The 19,694-nt window shown below is 71.2% G+C and carries 5 protein-coding genes; 3 read left to right on the top strand and 2 right to left on the bottom strand.

Annotation, left to right across the window (positions count from 1 at the left end; genetic code table 11):
- Genes ACU6XJ_RS00880 through ACU6XJ_RS00870 form a run of 3 tightly spaced genes read left to right on the top strand, consistent with a single transcriptional unit; the run spans position 1 to position 16,013 of the window.
- Entirely contained in the window at positions 1–1,002 is a 1,002-nt protein-coding gene (locus ACU6XJ_RS00880; RefSeq protein ID WP_476305772.1) for an iron-siderophore ABC transporter substrate-binding protein, read from the top strand.
- Between the two features lie 15 nt (positions 1,003–1,017).
- Positions 1,018–15,807: an amino acid adenylation domain-containing protein gene (locus ACU6XJ_RS00875; RefSeq protein ID WP_476305771.1), complete on the top strand. Its 14,790-nt coding sequence runs from the start codon at positions 1,018–1,020 to the stop codon at positions 15,805–15,807.
- Entirely contained in the window at positions 15,804–16,013 is a 210-nt protein-coding gene (locus ACU6XJ_RS00870) for an MbtH family protein (protein WP_476305770.1), read from the top strand. The genes ACU6XJ_RS00875 and ACU6XJ_RS00870 overlap by 4 nt, the downstream gene beginning before the upstream one ends.
- A gap of 134 nt (positions 16,014–16,147) precedes the next feature.
- Here ACU6XJ_RS00870 and ACU6XJ_RS00865 read toward each other — a convergent pair whose 3' ends face one another.
- Both ACU6XJ_RS00865 and ACU6XJ_RS00860 read right to left on the bottom strand, forming a co-directional pair.
- Complete coding sequence (locus ACU6XJ_RS00865) at positions 16,148–17,905, bottom strand: ABC transporter ATP-binding protein (protein ID WP_476305769.1); 1,758 nt, start codon at positions 17,903–17,905, stop codon at positions 16,148–16,150.
- Entirely contained in the window at positions 17,902–19,578 is a 1,677-nt protein-coding gene (locus ACU6XJ_RS00860; RefSeq protein ID WP_476305767.1) for an ABC transporter ATP-binding protein, read from the bottom strand. Before ACU6XJ_RS00860 ends, ACU6XJ_RS00865 begins: the two co-directional genes overlap by 4 nt.
- Positions 19,579–19,694 lie beyond the last annotated feature (116 nt).

The raw sequence follows: 19,694 nt of genomic DNA, 5'->3' as shown, positions 1-19,694 counted from the left end.
ATGTCTGCAAGGAAGAGTGCTGCGGCACTGCTCGGCCTGCTGCTGGCGGGCTTGGTGACCGCATGCGGCGGCGGAACCGACCAGCCGTCCAACAACAGCCAGTCGGGCGGAGGCCAGGGCACGTTCCCGGTCACCGTCGAGCACAAGTACGGCAGCACGACGGTGTCCAAGGCGCCGCAGCGAGTGATCACGCTGGGCCTCTCCGACCACGATTCGGTTCTCGCACTGGGCATCAAGCCGGTCGGCGCGATCGAGTGGTTCAAGGAGAAGCCCTACGGCAAGTGGCCCTGGGCCAAGGACCGCTGGGGCGGCGTGCCCGAGCTTGTCGGTGAGCGCGACGAGTACAACATGGAGAAGGTCGCCTCCCTGCAGCCCGATCTGATCATCGCGGTGTATTCGGGCATGAAGAAGGAGCAGTACGACACCCTCTCCAAGATCGCGCCGGTGGTCGCCCAGCCCAAGGGCTTCGAGGACTACGCCGCGCCGTGGCAGGACATGTCGCTGCACATCGGCAAGGCCCTTGGCCAGGAGGCCAAGATGAAGCAGCTGATCGACGACATGTCGGCCAAGTTCGCCAAGGTGCGCAAGGACCACCCCGAGTTCGCGAACCAGACGGTCGTCGTCGCGGACAGCTTCAAGCCCGGTGTGTACTCGGCCTTCGCCAAGACCGACCCGAAGGCGATCTTCTTCTCGGAACTGGGCTTCAAGCTCTCGGAGAACGTCGACAAGCTGGTGAAGCCGGGTCAGAACGTCACCGAGTTCGGCGCGGAGCGGCTGGACCTGGTGGACGCCGACCGGGTCGTGTGGGTCACCTCCAGCACCGAGGCCAATGACCGGATCAAGGCCGAGCCGCTGTACCAGAAGCTCAAGGTGGCGCAGGAGAAGCGCGATCTGTTCGTGCCCTACGAGAACCCGGACATCGGCGCGGCGTTCTCCTTCAACACCGTGCTGTCTATCCCTTACGCCATCGATCAGATTCTGCCGCTGGTGACGGCGAAGTAGAAAAGAGCGCATTCCATGGTCTTCGGCAGGCCTCTGACCGCCGCTCAATCTGGAATCTGGCTGGCCGCGCAACTGGAACCGGACAACCCGGTTTACAACATCGCGTGGTACGCCGACATCTCCGGCGATGTCGATCTTGCGATGCTGTCCGCCGCGGTGCGGCAGGCAACCGCCGAGGCCGACGGCCTGCGCGCTCGGTTCGACACGGATGAGGACGGGAACCCGGTGCGGCTCGACGGTGCTGCCGCCGAGCCGGATGTCACCGTTCTCGACCTGTCCGGCGAGCCGGGGGCGGCCGAGACCTGGATGCGTGAAGACCTCGGGCGGACGGCGGACCCGGCGACGGGTCCGCTGTCCACCCAAGCGCTGCTGCGCGTCGGCACGGACCGAATCTTGTGGTACCAGCGCTATCACCACCTGGTGATGGACGCCTACGGCTGCGCGTTGATCACCCGCCGCGCCGGCGAAATCTACAGTGGACAGCCAGCGGCTCCGCTGTGCTCGGCGCAGGTGCTGGCCGAGGCCGACGCGGACTACCAGACCTCACCTCGCCGCGATGAGGACCGCGCCTACTGGCACGGGCTGCTCGCGGACCGCCCGGATCCTGCCCGCCTGCTGGAGCTGTCCACCGGGCGCGGCCTGCTGCGGCGCACCATCGAACTTCCCCCGGCGAAGACGGCCGCACTGCGTGACCTCGCGGAGCGCCTCAACGTCCGGCCGTCCCGCCTGCTGATCGCAGCGGTGGCGGCGTACACCCACCGATCCACCGGTGCTGGCGACGTGGTGCTCGGGCTGCCGGTGGCCGTTCGCCGCGATCCCGCCGTCCGCGCGGTGGCGGGCATGGCGTCCAACGTGCTGCCGCTGCGGGTGGCCGTCAGCCCACAGCTGACCTTCGCCGAACTGGTCACCTCCGTGGCCGAGGCCACCCGCGAACTGCTCGCCCACGACCGCTATCGCGGAGAGGACCTGGCGCGCGAACTGGGGATGGCCGGGCTCGCGGCGCTGTTCGGACCCACCGTCAACGTGATGGGCTTCGGGCAGGACCTGCGCTTCGGCACGGCCGATGCCGATCTGGTCAACCTGTCGCTCGGGCCCGTCAACGACCTGTCCATCGCCTGCTGCGAACTCGGCGCGGACCAGGGTCTGCGCCTGCACTTCGACGCCAAGCCCGATGTGTGCGACGGGGAACGGCTTGCCGGGCACGAGGACCGCTTCCTGCGCCTGCTCGACGCCGTGATCAGCCAACCGGATCGACCGGTGGGCTCAGTGGAACTGCTGTCCCCGGCGGAACGCGATGTGCTGGAGCGCTTCGGCGCCGACCCGATGCCCGCCCCGGAACTGACCTGGCCTGCCGCATTCGAACGGCAGGTCGAGCGGACACCCGATGCCATCGCGGTGGTCTGCGAGGACGAGAGCCTCACCTACGCGGAGCTCAACGCCGAGGCGAACCGGCTGGCCTGGCGGCTGTTGAACGAGGGAGTCGGACCGGAGCAGGTCGTCGGCGTCGCCGTGGAGCGCTCGGCCCGGACGGTGGTCGCGCTGCTCGCGGTGATGAAGGCGGGCGCGGCGTACCTGCCGCTGGACACCGACCACCCGGCGGACCGGCTGGCCTACATGCTGTCCGACGCGGGCTGTTCGCTGGTGCTGACCACCTCGCGCTCGGCCTCGGCACTGCCCGAGGTGGACCAGCTTGTCCTGCTGGATGATCCGCAGGCCACCGAGACGACAGACGCCAACCCGCCGGGACCCGCGTCGTTGGACGCGGCCGCCTACGTCATCTACACCTCCGGCTCCACCGGACGCCCCAAGGGCGTTGTGGTGAGCCACGACGGCATCGGCAGCCTCATCGCCACCGCGGCCGAGCGGATCGGCATCACCGGGTCGAGCCGCGTCGTGCAGTTCGCGTCGGTGGGCTTCGACGTCGCCGTCTGGGACCTCGTGATGGCGTTGTCCACCGGGGCCCGGCTGATCGTCGTGCCGACCGAGCGCAGGGTGGCCGGTGCGGAGCTGACCGACTACCTGGCCGAGCACGGCGCAACCCACATGATCCTGCCGCCCTCGCTGGTGGCGGCGTTACCCGGGGACTGCCTGCTGCCCGAGGGCGGGCTGCTCGTGGTCGGCACCGAGACGGTGCCCACCGAACTGGTCAACCGCTGGTCGAGCCGGCTGCGCGTGGTGGCGGCCTACGGCTTGACCGAGGCCACGGTGAACTCCACGCTGTGGCAGGCCCAACAGGACTGGCGCGGTCCCATCCCGATCGGCGTGCCCGACCCCAACACCCGCTGCTACGTGCTCGACGCCGCGTTGCGTCCGGTGCCGGTCGGCGCCGTCGGCGAGTTGTACGTGGCGGGGCGCGGGCTGGCCCGCGGCTACGTCGGGCAGTTCGGCCTGACGGCGGAACGCTTCCTGGCTGATCCCTTCGGCGAGCCGGGCAGCCGGATGTACCGGACCGGCGACCGGGTGCGGTGGCGCGCCGACGGCAGCCTCGACTTCCTCGGCCGCGCCGACAGCCAGGTCAAGATCCGTGGGTACCGCATCGAACCCGGCGAGATCGAGGGCGTGCTGCGCGCCCACCCTGCGGTCTCCCAGGCCGCGGTGACCGTCCGCGAGGACCACCGCGGCGTCAAGCGCCTGGTCGCGCACGTCGTGGGCGAGGTGGACGCGGGCGAGGTGCGCGGGCACGTGTCCGCGGCGCTGCCGGAGTACATGGTTCCCTCAGCCGTCGTCATCATGGCAGGCCCCCTCCCGCTGAACCCCAGCGGAAAGATCGACCGGGCGGCGCTGCCCGAACCGGACTGGGCGGCCCCCGTCGGTGACGCCCGGCCGACCAACGACACCGAGCGGGTGCTGGCGGACCTGTTCGCCGAGGTGCTCCGCCTGGACACCGTCGGCATCCACGACAGCTTCTTCGAACTCGGCGGCGACAGCATCGTCGCGATCCAACTGGTCAACCTGGCCCGCGCCGCGGGGGTGCCGATCACGCCGCGGGAGGTCTTCCGGCAGCGGACCGTCGCGGCCCTGGCCGCCGCGAGTGCCGAGCGGTCGACCCCTCGACCAGCCGACGACGGCACCGGCACCGTGCAGCCCACCCCGGCTGCTCGCAGGCTCGCCGCCTCCGGAGCACCCATCGACGGGTTGCACCAGTCCGTTCTGCTGAGTGTGCCTGGGGAACTGGACGCCGAGCGGCTCACCGGAATGCTCCAGGCCATCCTCGACCACCATGGAGTGCTGCGCGCTCGGCTGACCCCGGAATGGACGTTGGAGATCCCGCCCACGGGCTCGGTGTCCGCCGGTGACCTGCTTGTGGTCGAAGAAGATCTCGACATCGCGGCGCAGACCACGCAGGCGGCGGCGAGGCTGAACCCGGCCGAGGCCGTGATGTTCCAGGCCGTGTGGTTCCCCGCGGCCCGGCGCCTGCTGCTGGTCGCACACCACCTGGTGATCGACCGCGCCTCTTGGCGCATCCTGCTGGAAGACCTTGCTCTGCTGTGGCAGCAGGACGCCGAATTGCCTGCCGTCACGTCTTTCCGGCGTTGGTCGGAGTCGCTGACCGACGCGGGCCGGCTCGAGGCGCGCAGCACGGGCGGACCGGAGACCCGGTCGCTTGCGGTCACGCTCGCCTCGGCGAGCACCGCTCCGCTGCTGACCACCGTGCCCGATCTGGTGCACGGCACCGTCAACGACGTCCTGCTGACCGCGCTGGCACTCGCCATCCGGGACTGGCGTGGCGAGCAGCTGCCGGTGTCGCTGGACCTGGTGCGGGACGGCCGCGAAGCCAGCAAGGCCGATCTGTCCCGCACGGTGGGGTGTTTCACCACCGTATCCCCGGTGCGCCTCGATCCGGGCCCGCTGTCCGCGGGCGACTTCGGCCCTCCGCTGAAAGCCGTCAAGGAACAGCTGCGGGCGCTGCCCGCCCACGACCCCGGGTCGCAGCCCCGGGTGGTGTTCAACCACCTCGGCCGGGTCGCTTGCCGCGCCCAGGACTGGATGCCCGCACCCGAGGCGGACCCGTTGAGGCTGGAGCCGCTCGGTCTCCCCGCCGACACGCTGGAGATCACCGCAGTCGTGCGCGACGACACCGGTCCCACGCTGACCGCGTGCATCAGCTGGCCGGACGGCGTGTTCGAGGAGCGGGAGGTGGCCCGCCTCGGCGAGTTGTGGCTGCACGCCCTGGACGCCATCGCCGCCTACCGCGGCCCCGCCGGACACACCCCGTCCGACTTCCCCATGGTCGCCCTCAGCCAGTCCGAAGTGGACGAACTCGGACCGGTGTCGGACGTGCTTCCGCTCGCCCCGTTGCAGGACGGGGTGTTCTTCCACGCCGTCTACGACGACACCGCCGCCGACGAGTACCTGATCGGCCAGCGCATCGAGTTCACCGAGCCGGTCGACCCCGGCGCGCTCCGGGCAGCCCTCCAGGCGCTGGTCGACCGGCACGACTCGCTGCGGGCGGGCTTCCGGCAGGTCGGCGACCGGCGGGTACAGGTCATCGCGCGGGACGCGACCGTGCCGTGGCGGGAAGTCGGCGACAGGGACGTCGACGAGGTCCTCGCCGAGGACTGCTCACGGCGGTTCGACCTCGACCGGCCGCCGCTGCTGCGCGCGACGCTGGTCGACGCCCGAGTGCTGGTCCTCACCGTCCACCACCTCCTCAGCGACGGCTGGTCGGAGTCGGTGCTGCTGCGTGAGCTGATGGCTCTCTACCGCGGCGAGCTGCTCCGGCCCGCACCCGCCTACCGCGACTACTTCTCGTGGCTCGCCGGACGGGACCGGGAGGCAGGCCATACCGTGTGGCGGGAGGTGCTGTCGGGTCTGGACGAGCCGAGCAGGCTCTGCGGACCAGCAGGCGCGGAGCAGCGCCGCGAAGCGGTCGAGGTGGAGCTGCCGCCCGAGGTGGCGCACAGCGCCCGCAGGCGGGGCCTGACCCTGAACACGGTCGTACTCGGCGCGATGGGTGTTCTGCTCGGCCGCGTCACCGGCCGCACCGACGTGGTGCTCGGCGCGCTCGTCTCCGGCCGCGAAGCCGAGGTCGCGGGCATCGAGTCGATGATCGGGCTGTTCGTCAACACCGTCCCCGTCCGCCTGCGCTGGCGTTGGGACGAGCCGCTGGGGGATGTTCTCGCGCGCCTGCAAGACCAGCAGACCGAGCTGCTCGAACACCAGTACCTGGCCCTGGCGGACCTTCAGCGCATCGCGGGCCACACGGAACTGTTCGACACCCTGCTGACCGTGGCGAACTACCCCGGCGGTGCGGTGGCGGGCATCGCCGACCGGCAGACCGTCGGCGTGGGGCACTTCCCCCTGGAGATCACCCTCACCCCCGGCGAACGCACCGTGCTGCGCTTCGACCACGACGCCAACCGCATCGGGTCCGATGCCGTGCGCGGCATCGCCGGGCAGCTGCTTGAGCTGCTGCGGTCCGATCCGGACACCGCAGTCGGCAGGCTCGAGCTCGGCGCCTCGGTTCCGGTGCTCGCGGGCGATGCGGTGGACGTGCCCGCGACCACGCTGGTGGAGGCGTTCGAACGACAGGTCGTGCGGTCCCCCCGCGCACCCGCGGTGATCTTCGAAGGCGAGCGGCTGTCCTATGCGGAGCTCGATCGAAAAGCCGACGCTCTTGCCGCGGCGCTGACCGAACGCGGGATCGGACCCGGTGCGATCGTCGCCGTCGCGGTGCCCCGGTCCACCGAGCTCATGGTCGCCCTGTTCGGTGTGCTCAAGGCAGGCGCGGCCTATCTGCCGGTCGACCTCGACTATCCGGCGGAGCGGGTCGAGTTCATGCTGGTGGACTCCGGCGCCGACACCGTTCTCACCACGACCTCGGCGGCAGACAGGCTTCCCGAGGTCGCGGGAGTCGAACGGCTGCTCGTAGATGCCCTGCCCACACCCACGACGCAGGTGGCGCCGCGCGCACCCGGCTACGACGACCCCGCTTACCTGATCTACACCTCCGGGTCGACCGGCCGCCCCAAGGGCGTGCTGATCACGCACCGCGCGATCGACAACCGGCTGGCCTGGATGCAGGCGATGTTCCCGCTGGGGGAGCGGGATCGGGTGTTGCAGAAGACGCCCGCCAGCTTCGACGTGTCCGTGTGGGAGTTCTTCTGGGCACAGCGCGCAGGCGCCGCGGTGGTGCTCGCCAAACCCGACGGTCACCGCGACCCCGCCTATCTGGCCGGGCTGATCCGCGAACACCGCGTCACGACCATGCACTTCGTGCCGTCCATGCTCGCGGGCTTCCTGGCGACCCCCGAGGTCACCGCGGACGCGGCATGGGCGGTGAGTCTCCGCAACGTGTTCTGCAGCGGTGAGGCCCTGCCCGGCGAGGCCGCGAACCGGTGGCTGGCGCTGACCGGGGTGGGCCTGCACAACCTGTACGGGCCCACCGAGGCCGCCGTCGACGTCACCTGGTGGCACTGCGAGGGGGAGCAGGACCAGGCGGCGCCCATCGGCGCCGCCGTGTGGAACACCCGGCTGCACGTTCTGGACTCGCTGCTGCGGCCGGTACCGGACGGAATCGCGGGCGAGCTGTACCTGGCGGGTGTGCAATTGGCCCGCGGGTACCACGCCCGCCCCGGCCTGACCGCCGACCGGTTCGTCGCCAATCCCCATGGTGCGTCCGGCGAGCGCATGTACCGCACCGGCGACCTGGTGCGGCGCCGGGCCGACGGCAACCTCGAGTACCTCGGCCGCACCGACCACCAGGTGAAGATCCGCGGCAACCGCATCGAACTCGGCGAAATCGAGACTGCGCTGGCCGCCACGCCGGGCGTGGCCAGGGCGGCCGTGATCGCCCGTGACGGCATGCTCGTCGGCTATGTGGTTCCCGCCCCCGGCGCGGAACCCGATCCGGCGCACCTGCGTGCCGCGTTGGCCGAGGCACTGCCGGACCCCATGGTGCCCGGCGCCTTCGTCGTGCTGGCGGACTTCCCGCTGTCGCCCAGCGGCAAGCTGGACCGCGCCGCACTGCCCGCGCCGGTGGTGGCGAGCACATCCGGCCGCAAGCCCCGCACCGAGCGGGAACACCTGTTCTGCGGCATCTTCGCCGAGGTTCTCGGCCTGCCCGAGGTCGGTGTCGACGACGACTTCTTCGCATTCGGCGGCGACAGCATCTCCTCGATCAGCGTGGCGGGTCGCGCCCGCGCGGCCGGGCTTCGGCTGGGCCCCAAGGACGTTTTCGAGCAGCGCACCCCGGGCGCCCTGGCTGACACCGCCCGCGAACTGGCCGCGGAGCAGGCCGACGACCGGCCGCTGGTGCTGCTCAGCGCGGCCGAACGGGAACGCGTCGGGGGCAGTGAGGTCTGGCCGCTGTCGCCGTTGCAGGAGGGCCTGTTCTTCCACGCCAGCTACGACACCGGCGGGCTGGACGTCTACCAGTCCCAGGAGACCGTCGACTTCGGACACAGGCTGGACCCCGACCGGCTGCGCGCAGCGGCCGCGGCGGTGCTGGCCCGCAACCCCAGTTTGCGTGCGGGCTTCACCAGCGAGGGTGTCCCGCAGCCGTTGCAGTTCATCGCCGAGGACATCGAGATCCCGCTGTCCACTGTGGATCTGTCGGAGCTGTCCGCGCCGGAGGTTTCGGCGCGGGTCGACGAACTGCTGGCGCAGGACCGCAAGCAGCGGTTCGACCTCGCGGCACCGCCGCTGTGCCGGTTCCTGCTGATCCGGCTCCCCGAGGGCGACCGGTTGGTGATCACCCACCACCTCATCCTGTGGGACGGCTGGTCGGCCTGGCTGTTCTTCGAGCAACTGTTCGCGCTCTACGCCAACGGCGACGACCGCGGCCTGCCCGATCCCGGCTCGTACCGCGACTACCTGCGCTGGCTGGCCGCGCAGGACGACGCGGCGGCGACGGCGGCCTGGCGGCGGGCGCTGTCCGGGCTGACCCAGCCCACGCTGGTCGCGGGCGCCGACCGCAGCCGTGAACCGGTCATCCCGGAGGAGCGGCACGTCCCGCTCGGTGCCGAACTCGGCGACCGCCTGCGGGAACAGGCCCGCCGCCACGGCGTCACGCTCAACACGATGCTGTCCGTGGCCTGGGGCCTGGTGCTCTCGGCCACCGTCGGCAACGACGACGTGGTGTACGGAACCGCCGTCGCGGGGCGCCCGTCGGAGATCGACGGCGTCGAGAACGTGATCGGCATGTTCCTCAACACCATTCCGACCAGGGTCACCATCCGCCCCGGCGAGTCCGTCGCGGGGTTGCTGCGGCGGACCCAGGACGAGCGCGCGGCCCTGATGCCGTACGAGTACGTCGGCCTCGGCGAGTTGCAGCGGGACGCGGGTCACCGCCAGCTCTTCGACACCCTGTTCGTGTTGCGCGCGGCGGACGGCGATGAGCGCTCGGCCGCGTTGCGGGAGCAGTACGGCGTCACTGCTTTGTCCAATGTGGATGGAACGCACTTCCCCATGACGCTGGTCATCACGCCGACCGGCGGCAGCCTGCGGATTACGCTGGCCTCCCGGCCGGACCTGATCGGGGCGGCCACCGCCGAGGCGGTGCTGACGCGCTTCACCACCGTGCTGTCGCGCCTGGCCGAGAACGCGGACCAGCCCGCGGGTGCGGTCGACCTGCTGCTGCCCGCCGAGCGGCGGGAACTGGTGGCCGGGTGGGACGCCACCGTCAACGAGGTGCCTGACGAGACCATCGCGGACCTGCTCGCCCGGCAGGCCGAGCGCTCGCCGGACGAGGTCGCGCTGGTCTTCGGCGAGCAGCGGCTGACCTACGCCGATCTGGACGACCGGATCAACCGGCTGGCGCGGTTGTTGCTGTCCCGCGGCGCGGGCCCTGAGCAGGTCGTCGCGCTGGCGCTGCCCCGCTCCACCGAGATGGTGGTGGCGTTGTTCGCCGTGCTGCGCACCGGAGCCGCCTACCTGCCGCTGGACCTGGACCACCCCGCGGACCGGCTGCGGATGATGATCGCCGACGGCCGCCCGCTGTGCGTGTTGTCTACCACCGCGGTCGGGCTGGTCGACGACGCGGTGTGCCTGGACGAGCAGGCGGTGCGGGCCGAACTGGCGGCACTGTCGGGTGCGGAGATCCGCGACGAGGAGCGGCCCGCGTTCGCGCGGGGGCTGCCGGGTCGGCTGGAGCACCCGGCGTACGTCATCTACACCTCCGGCTCCACCGGCAAGCCCAAGGGCGTGCTCACCCCCTACCGGGGCCTGACGAACATGCAGCTCAACCACCAGGAGGCGATCTTCGACCCGGCGATCGCCGCGGCCGGTGGCAGGAGGATGCGCATCGCGCACACCGTGTCCTTCGCCTTCGACATGTCCTGGGAGGAGCTGCTGTGGCTGGTGGAGGGCCACGAGGTGCATGTCTGCGACGAGGAGTTGCGCCGCGACGCCGAGGCACTGGTGGCCTACTGCCAGGAGCACGCCATCGACGTGGTCAACGTGACCCCCACCTACGCGCAGCTGCTCATCGAGCAGGGGCTGCTGCGAGGCCACGTCCCGCCGCTGGTGATGCTGGGCGGCGAGGCCGTGTCCGACTCGGTGTGGACCGCGCTGCGGGAGACCGAGGGCACCTTCGGCTACAACCTCTACGGGCCGACCGAGTACACCATCAACACCCTCGGCGCCTCCACAGTGGACAGCGAGACGCCGACGGTCGGCAGGCCGATTTGGAATACCCGCGGTTATGTGCTGGACGCCGCGCTGCGGCCGGTGCCGCCGGGCACACCGGGTGAGCTCTACATCGCGGGAATCGGCCTGGCCCGTGGCTACCACGACCGGTTCGGGCTGACCGCCGAACGTTTCGTCGCCGATCCGTTCGGCGCTCCGGGCGAGCGCATGTACCGCACCGGCGACCTGGTGCGGCAGCGTCCCGATGGCATCCTGGACTTCCTCGGCCGCACCGACGACCAGGTGAAGATCCGCGGCTACCGGGTGGAACTCGGCGAGATCTCCTCGGTGATCGCCGCCCATCCCGCGGTGGCGCACGCCGCCGTCATCGCCGACGGCTCCGGCCACGCCAAGCGACTCATCGGCTACGTGGTGGCGGAGGAGTCGGTGCTGCCGGAGGTGCGCGAGTTCCTCAAGCAGCGGCTGCCCGAGTACATGGTGCCCGCCGCCCTGGTGGCGGTGCCTACCTTGCCGCTCACCGTGAACGGCAAGCTGGACATCCGCGCGCTCCCCGCGCCGACGTTCAGCACCACCCAGGGCAGGGCGCCGCGGCCGGGTGCGGAGCAGACGCTGTGCGAGCTGTTCGCGGCGGTGCTCGACCTGCCATCGGTTGGCGTCGAGGACAACTTCTTCGCCCTCGGCGGGCATTCGCTGCTGGCCACCCGGCTGATCAGCCGGGCCCGCACCGCGTTGTCGGCGGAACTGGCGATCCGCGACCTGTTCGAGGCTCCCACGCCGGCCGAACTGGCCTGCCGGGTCGGCAACGGCACGGCACGGCCCCCGCTGGTCCCGGTGCGGCGCCCGGCGGAGATCCCGCTGTCCTCGGCACAGCAGCGGCTGTGGCTGATCGAGAGCATCGAGAACTCGGCGGCATACAACTTCCCACTGGTCATGCGCCTGCGGGGGGCGCTGCACACCGACGCGCTGCGGGCCGCCGTCGGCGACGTGCTCGGCAGGCACGAGGCGCTGCGCACGGTGTTCGCGGTGGCGGACGGCGTGCCGTTCCAACGCATCGTCTCCGACGCGGAGCCGACCTTCGAGGTGGTCCCGGTGCGGGAGTCCGATGTGGACTCGCTGGTGCACGACGCGATCACCCGCCCGTTCGACCTGGCCGAGGAACTGCCGCTGCGGGTGACGGGGGCGCGGGTTGCCGAGGACGACCACCTGCTCGTGGTGCTGCTGCACCACATCACCACCGACGAGTGGTCCGACCGGCCCTTCCTCCGCGACCTTTCTACCGCCTACGCGGCCCGGCTGCGCGGTGAGGCTCCACAGTGGACTCCGCTGCCAGTGCAGTACGCGGACTACACGCTGTGGCAGCAGCGGCTGCTCGATGCCGTCGGCGGCGAGCAGTTGGACTACTGGCACCGCACCCTGGACGGGGCGCCGGAGGAGATCGAGCTGCCGTTCGACCGGCCTCGCCCGCCGCGTCCCAGCTTCCGCGGCGCCGACCTGGAGTTCGCGCTCGACGCGGATGTCTGTACCGCCCTGCGCGGGTTGTCCAGGGACAGCGGCGCCAGCATGTTCATGGTGCTGCACGCCGCGGTCGCCGCCTTGCTCCGCCGGATGGGAGCCGGCGAGGACATCCCGCTCGGCGCGCCGATCGCGGGCCGCACCGACGAGGCCTTGGACGAGCTGGTCGGCTTCTTCGTCAACACGCTGGTGCTGCGCACGGACCTGTCCGGCGATCCGAGCTTCGCCGAACTGGTGCGGCGGGTGAAGGAAGCCGACCTTGCCGCGTTCTCCTATGCGGACGTGCCGTTCGAGGCCGTGGTGGAACGCGTCAACCCGGTCCGCTCGCTGGCCCGCAACCCGCTGTTCCAGGTGATGGTGGGCTATCACGCCAGGGGCGAGTCCCCGCTGGAACTGCCGGGCCTCACCGTGGAGTGGCCGCCGACGAGCAGCGGCACCGCCAAGTTCGACCTGGTGTTCAGCTTCAGCGAGCACCTCGACAGCGGGTCGATCTCCTGCCGCGTCGAGTACGCCACCGACCTGTTCGACGAGGAGACCATCGCCCGGCTGCGGGACCGCTTCGGCAGGCTGCTCACCGCGGTGACGCGGCGTCCCGACGCGCCGGTCACCGCGGCCGAGGTGCTGGACGATGAGGAACGGCGGCTGGTCCTCCGGCGGTTCAACGACACCGCCCGCGAGGTGGACGAGCTGACCATGCCCGAGCTGTTCGCCAGGCAGGTCGCCGAGCGTCCCGACGCGCTCGCGGTGACCGGCGACCGCTCGCTCACCTATGCCGAACTCGACGCCGAGTCCGACCGCATCGCGGCGCTGCTGCACACCCGTGGGATCGGCGTCGAGGACGTGGTCGGCGTCGCCGTGCCGCGGTCGGCGGCCATGGTCGCCACCATCCTCGGCATCCAGAAGCTGGGCGCGGCCTTCCTGCCGCTGGACCTCTCGCATCCGGCGGACCGCCTCCAGTACATGATCGGCGACTCCGCGGCCCGGATCGTGGTCGGCACCGAGACCGTCGAAGGGAAGATCCCCGCTGTCGACGGCATGGAAACGGTGCTGCTCGACAACCCCGCCGTCGCCCGCGAACTCGCTGCGGCACACCGCCCGCCGACGCACGCGCCTGCCCTCGACCAGGCCGCGTACGTCATCTACACCTCCGGGTCCACGGGCCGCCCCAAGGGGGTCGTGCTCTCCCACGATGGCATCGCCAGCCTGGTGGCGACCGCGGTGGACCGCTTCGGGCTCCAGGCGGGCGACAGGGTGTTGCAGTTCGCCTCGATCGGCTTCGACGTCGTGGTGTTCGAGCTGTGCATGGCGCTGTGCCAGGGCGGCACGCTGGTGCTGGTGACCGACGAGGCGAGGGTCGCGGGTCCGGCGCTGACGGACTTCCTGGCCGCTCAGCGGGTCAAGCACATGATCCTGCCGCCGTCGCTGGTCTCCGCGCTGCCTCCCGAATGCGAGCTTCCCGCGGGGGCGACGCTGGTGGTGGGCACCGAGACGGTGCCGCCGGACGTGATCAACCGGTGGGCGGACACCCTCCACGTCGTCGTCGCCTACGGCCTCACCGAGGCGACCGTCAACTCCACGCTGTGGACCGCGCGAGCCGGACGCCGCGGCGCGGTGCCCATCGGCGTACCCGATCCCAACACCGTCTGCTACGTGCTGGACGAGCGGCTGCGCCCGGTGCCGCCGGGTGTGACCGGCGAACTGTACGTGGCAGGTCGCGGGTTGGCGCGGGGCTACCTCGGCCGGTTCGGGCTGAGCGCGGAACGCTTCGTCGCCGACCCGTTCGCCGCTCCGGGTGCCAGGATGTACCGCACCGGCGACCGCGCCCGCTGGCGCCGCACCGGCGAACTGGACTTCCTCGGCAGGGTGGACAAGCAGGTCAAGATCCGCGGGTTCCGCATCGAACTGGGCGAGGTGGAGGCGGCCCTGGCCGCGCATCCCGCCGTGACGCAGGCCGCGGTGGTGGCCGACCGCAGAGGCGACATCACCCGACTGGTCGCCTATGTGGTGCCCGAAGGCGAGATCGACAGCCTCGCGGTGCGCACCCACGTCGCGCAACTGCTGCCCGACTACATGGTGCCCGCCATGGTGATCGCACTGGACGGCCCGCTGCCGCTCACCCCCAACGGCAAGCTGGACCACCGCGCGCTGCCCGAGCCGGACTTCGCGGAACTCGTCGGCGACGCCGCCCCGACAACACCGGAACAGCACACGATGGCCGCGTTGTTCCGCGAGATCCTGGAGCTTCCGGAGATCGGAGTCCACGACAACTTCTTCACCCTCGGCGGCCATTCGATGTCCTCGATGCGTCTGGTGGGCAGGATCCGCGCCGCCTTCGGTGTCGACCTGACCATGCGGGATGTCTTCGAAGCGCCCACCGTGGCGGGCATCGCCGCCAAACTGCCCACCGCGTCGGCAACCCGTCCGCCGCTCGTGCCACGACCGCGCCCGGAGGCGCCGCCGATCGCACCCAACCAGCGTTGGCTGTTCTCCCGAGGCAAGCCGGGTTACGACCACGCCCTGGTGCTGCGGGTCGATGGGGAACTGGACACCGCGGCCATGGAGGCGGCCTTGGCCGATATCGCCCACAGGCACGAGCCGCTGCGCACGGCGTTCCGCGAACGGGACGGAGTGCCCGCCGCCGAACCGGCCGATCCGCCTGTGCTGGAACGGCATCGGTGCGCCGACCTGGAGGCCGAGCTGGCGGAACTGGCGGCCCGACCGGCCGACCACCCGGTCCGGTTCCGGCTACTCACCGACGATGACGGCGCTGCCGCCGTATTGCTGAGCATGCGCTACCTGGCGGTGGACGAATGGTCCGTGGTGCCGCTGTTCACCGACCTCAACCTGGCCTACGCCGCCCGGCTGCGCGGCGAGGAACCCGCATGGACTCCGCTGCCGGTGTCCTATGCGGACTATGCACAGTGGATGGTGGAACTGCTGGGCGACAGCACCGACCCCACCAGCACCGCAGGCAGACAACTGGCCTACTGGCGCACGCGATTGAATGGCCTGCCAAGCCCCGAACTGCCCACGGACCGGCCACGTCCCGAGGCGAACAGCCACCGCGGCGCGGTGAGCCCGTTCCAGCTTCCCGATGACCTGCACGCCGCCGTGGACCGGCTGGCCGCCGACACGGGCACCAGCATGTTCATGGTCCTGCACGCGGCGTTGGCCGCGCTGCTCACCGCCAACGGGGCAGGCACCGACCTGCCGATCGCCACCCTGGCCGCGGGCCGCACCGAGGAATCGCTGGCAGGTCTGGTCGGCTGCTTCTTCAACACCGTGGTCCTGCGCACCGACACCGCCGCCGACCCGACGTTCGCGACTCTGCTGTCCAGGGTCCGCGACACCACCCTCGATGCCCTGGACCACCAAGAGGTGCCGTTCGCCGACGTCCAGCGGGCGACCGCCATCGAGGAACCCAGGGTCCGGATCGTGCACCATGAGAAGGCCAGGGTCACCGGCCTTGGCGCGGCGGCCACCCTCGACGCCGTACCCACCCGGTGGACTGACGCCGATCTGACGCTCAGCTTCTACGAGCCGAGGGACGGCGGCCCGGTGCCCTGCTACCTGATCTACGCCACCGACCTGTTCACCCCGGAGACGGTGGCCCGGCTGGGGGCGGAGCTGACCAAGCTGCTCACCGCCGCCGTCGCCGACCCGCACCGCACCATCAGCACGCTGCTGCCCAGGAGGAGCACATGACCAACCCGTTCGACGACCCGCAGGGCACCTTTGTGGTCCTGGTCAACGACGAGGACCAGCACTCGCTGTGGCCGTCTTTCGCGGAGATCCCCGCGGGCTGGCGCAAGGTCTTCGGCGAGGCCGACAAGCAGGCGTGCCTCGACTACGTGGAGCAGAACTGGACCGACCTGCGCCCCAAGTCCCTCCGCGAGGCCCAAACCACGTGACAAGCGCTCGTGAGTGCGCAGTTCCGTTCCACGGAGACTGCGCACTCACGAGCCATCGGAATCGGTCGAGCACTTCGAGGCGTGCCTGAGCCCCGCTGGATTCAGCGCCGCGGCTGCCGCACCAGCGGCGCGCGTCAGACACCGGCCCGGCTACCCGACCACGCTTCCCACAGCGCCGCGTACCGACCTCCCGCGGCCACCAGCTCAAGGTGGGTGCCCGTCTCGACAACCCGCCCCGCGTGCAACACGACGACGCGGTCGGCGGTGGCGGCCTGGGTGAGCCGGTGCGCCACCATCAACCCGGTGCGTCCCTCCAACGCCCGCGCCGCCGACGCCTCCAGCTCACGCGCACCCGCGCTGCCCGCGTCCGCGGTGGCCTCGTCCAGAATCGCGATCGGCGGATCGGCCAGCACCAGCCGCACCAGCGCCAGCTGCTGGGCCTGGGTGACCGTCAGCGAATGCCCGCCATCACCCACCACAGTGGACAATCCATCGGGCAGGGCCTCCACCCAGGACAGCGCGCCGACGTGGGCCAGCGCCGCGCGCAGGTGCTCATCGCTTGCCGATGGGCACGCCAGCCGCAGGTCATCCGCCAGCGGGCCCGCGAACACGTGCACCTCCTGGCTGATCATGGCGACCGCCCGGCGAGTGGCGACCTCGCCCAGCTCGTCCAAGGCGACACCGCCCAGCGTGACCACCCCCGCGGTCGGGCGGTGGATGCCCGCGATCAGCTTGGCCAGGGTGGTCTTGCCCGCACCGCTCGCGCCGACCAGCGCGACCCGCTCGCCCTCGCCGATCTCCAGATCCACCTCGCGCAGCACGTCATGGCCCGGCACATAGGCGTGCGAGAGCCCGGCCACCTTGATCGTCGCGCCCAGCGGACGGTCGGCGTTCCCGGAGTCGCTGGCCGCTGGCAGATCGGCGACGCCGACCAGCCGAGCCAGGCTCGCCCCGGCGGCCTGCGCGTCGTCGACGAGCATCAGCGCCGCGTTGATCGGGTTGAACAGGCTGTGGAAGTACAGCGCCGCCGCGGTCGCGGTGCCGATCGTCGCGTTTCCGCCGCTCACCAACACGAAACCGGCCAGCAGCACGCCCGCGAGCCCGATGTACTCGGCGATGTTGAGCCGCCCGTAGAAGCGGGTCAGCAGCCGAATCCCGGACAGCGACAGGTCGAGCGCGGCCTGGGAGCGCTGAGCCACCCGGTCCAGGTGTGGCCCGGTGAGCCGGAACGCCCGCACCGTCCGCGCACCGCCGATGGTGTCCAGCAACTGCTGCTGCTGTTCACCGACGGCCTTGCGCTGCGCGGCGTACACCGGAACGGCTCGCCTGGTGTACCACAGCGCGGTGTGCACCTGAATCGGCACCGCGAGCAACGCAGCCAGCGCGAACCGCCAGTCCAGCAGGGCGAGCCCGCCGAGGGTGAGCAGGATCGTCAGCATCGAGCGGGTGAACTCCGGCAGCGCGAACCGCACCGACTTGGCGATCACCGAGACGTCGTTGGTCACCCTGGCGGTCAGGTCCCCGGAACCGGCCTCCTCCAGGCGTTCCAGCGGCAGTCGCAGCACCCGCTCCACGAACCGCTCCCGCAGGCTCGCCAGCATTCCCTCGCCCAGCTTCGCGACCTGCGAGAGCCCCACCGCGGACACCGCGCCGCGGACCAGCGCGACCAGCACCAGCAACCCGACCGGCAGTGCGAACGCGGCGGGGTCGCTGCGTTGCACGACCAGGTCCACCAGCCTGCCCAGCAGGGGAGCGGTGAGCAGGCCGACCGCTGTGGCGGCGGTGAGCGTGCCGAAGGCGAACACCGCCTGCCCGCGGCGCTCCCGCAGGAGTTCCGCGACCACCGCCCGCGTCCTCGCCCCGCTCGCGGTGGGCAGCAGTTCCCTGGTCACGTCAGCACCACCGTCCGGTAGTCGTCGTTGTCGCGCACCAACTCGGCGTGGCTGCCCTCGGCGGTCACGGTTCCCCCGCGCAGCAACACGACCCGGTCAGCGGCGGCCAGCAGTGCGGGGCTGGTCGTGAGCAGTACCGTGCTGCGGTCCGCCCGCATCTCCTTGAGCCGCCGCGCGATCTCCGCCTCGGTCACCGCGTCCACCGCGGTCGTGGGGTCGTGCACCACCAGCACCGGGGGATCGGCGGCCAGTGCCCTGGCCAGGGCCACCCGCTGCCGCTGACCGCCGGACAGCGACCGGCCGCGCTCGCTGATCAGCGTGTCCCCGCCCTCCGGCAGCATGTCCGCCACGGCGTCCACCGCGGCGGCCGAGACAGCACGCTCCACTGTGTCCACCGATGCCCCGCAAGCACGCACGTTGTCCAGCAGCGTGCCCGCGAACAGGTCGGCGTCGTGCGCGGCGATCAGAATCGCGGACCGGATGTCGCCCGGATCGAGTTCGGTGAGCACCACTCCGTCCAGGGCGACCGCCCCTGCCGCCGGGTCCACATCGCGCCCGAGGCAGGCCAGCAGATCGGTGGCGGCGGCCGGATCGGATGCCACCACACCGAGCAGTTCGCCCGGCTCGACCCGCAGCTCCACCCCGCGCAGCGTGCCGTGGTGCAGGCCCCGCACCTCGACCCGGCCGGTGACCGGGGAGGGCAGTGCGCCGCTGCCGGGCGTCACGGCCAGGGGAGAGGCCAGCAGTTCGGCGACATGGCGGGCCGCGCCGCGGCCCTGCGCGATCTCGCCGTTGGCCCAGGAGAAGACCTGGAACGGGGTCAGCAGGAACTGCGCGAGCCCCACCGCGGCCACCAGTCCGCCGACGCTGACCTCACCTTGGTAAGCGAGGTAGGCGCCCAACAGTGCGACCACGGCGATGAACACGCCGGTCACGGCGAGGATCGCACCGTCGTGCCAGGACTGGGCCCTCGCCGCGTGCAGGGTGGCCGCCAGCGACTCCCTGCTGGTCTGCCGGTACCGGGCGACCGCGGTGGACTCCGCGCCGATGCCCTTGAGCACCCGCAGCCCCCCGACGAGGTCGGCCGCGATGCCCGAGGCGTGTGCGGCGCGTTCCTGCTGGGCACCGCTGCGCCGTTCCAGCGGTTTGCCGATCAGCCGGATCAACAGCAGCAGCGGTGGAGTGCCGAGCAGCACGAGCAGGCCCAGCGGCAGCGAGATCTGCAGCAGCGCGATGGCGCTGACGACGACGGCGGCAACGCCCGCGATCGCGAACGGCAGGGCGGCGTTCACGGCGCCCACCCGCTTCGCGTCGGCGGCGGCGATGTTCACCAGCGCACCGGGCAGCCTGCCCGCCTCCGCGCCTCCCGCAGGGGCCAGCACCCTGGCCGCGATCTCCCCGCGCAGCACATGCGCCGCCTGCTCGGAGGCCCGCTCCGCGCAGCGCAGCGCGAACCGGAAAGCCAGTGACAGCGGCGCGAACAACACGCCGAGCACCAGCAGCCAGCGGAGCAGTTCCGCCGAGGAACGGGTTGCGATGGCGCTGTCGATCACCTTGCCGATCACGACCGGGACGAGCGCCTCACCGGCCTGGTGCGCGGCGGCGAACAGCGACGCGCAGATCACCAGGCCGCGTTGGCCCGTGATCGCCCGGCGCAGGATTTGTGGGTGCAACCGTGACCTCCGGCGGATCTCATCGCCCGATAAGGTGGGAAGGTAAGGCTAGTCTAAGTTCACGGCTGCGCTGTGTGATGCGTGCGGCCTTCATCGGAGGTCATTTGTGACCGTGG

The sequence above is a fragment of the Actinorectispora metalli genome, from assembly GCF_056323685.1.
This window is presented reverse-complemented; position numbering and strand designations above follow the sequence as displayed.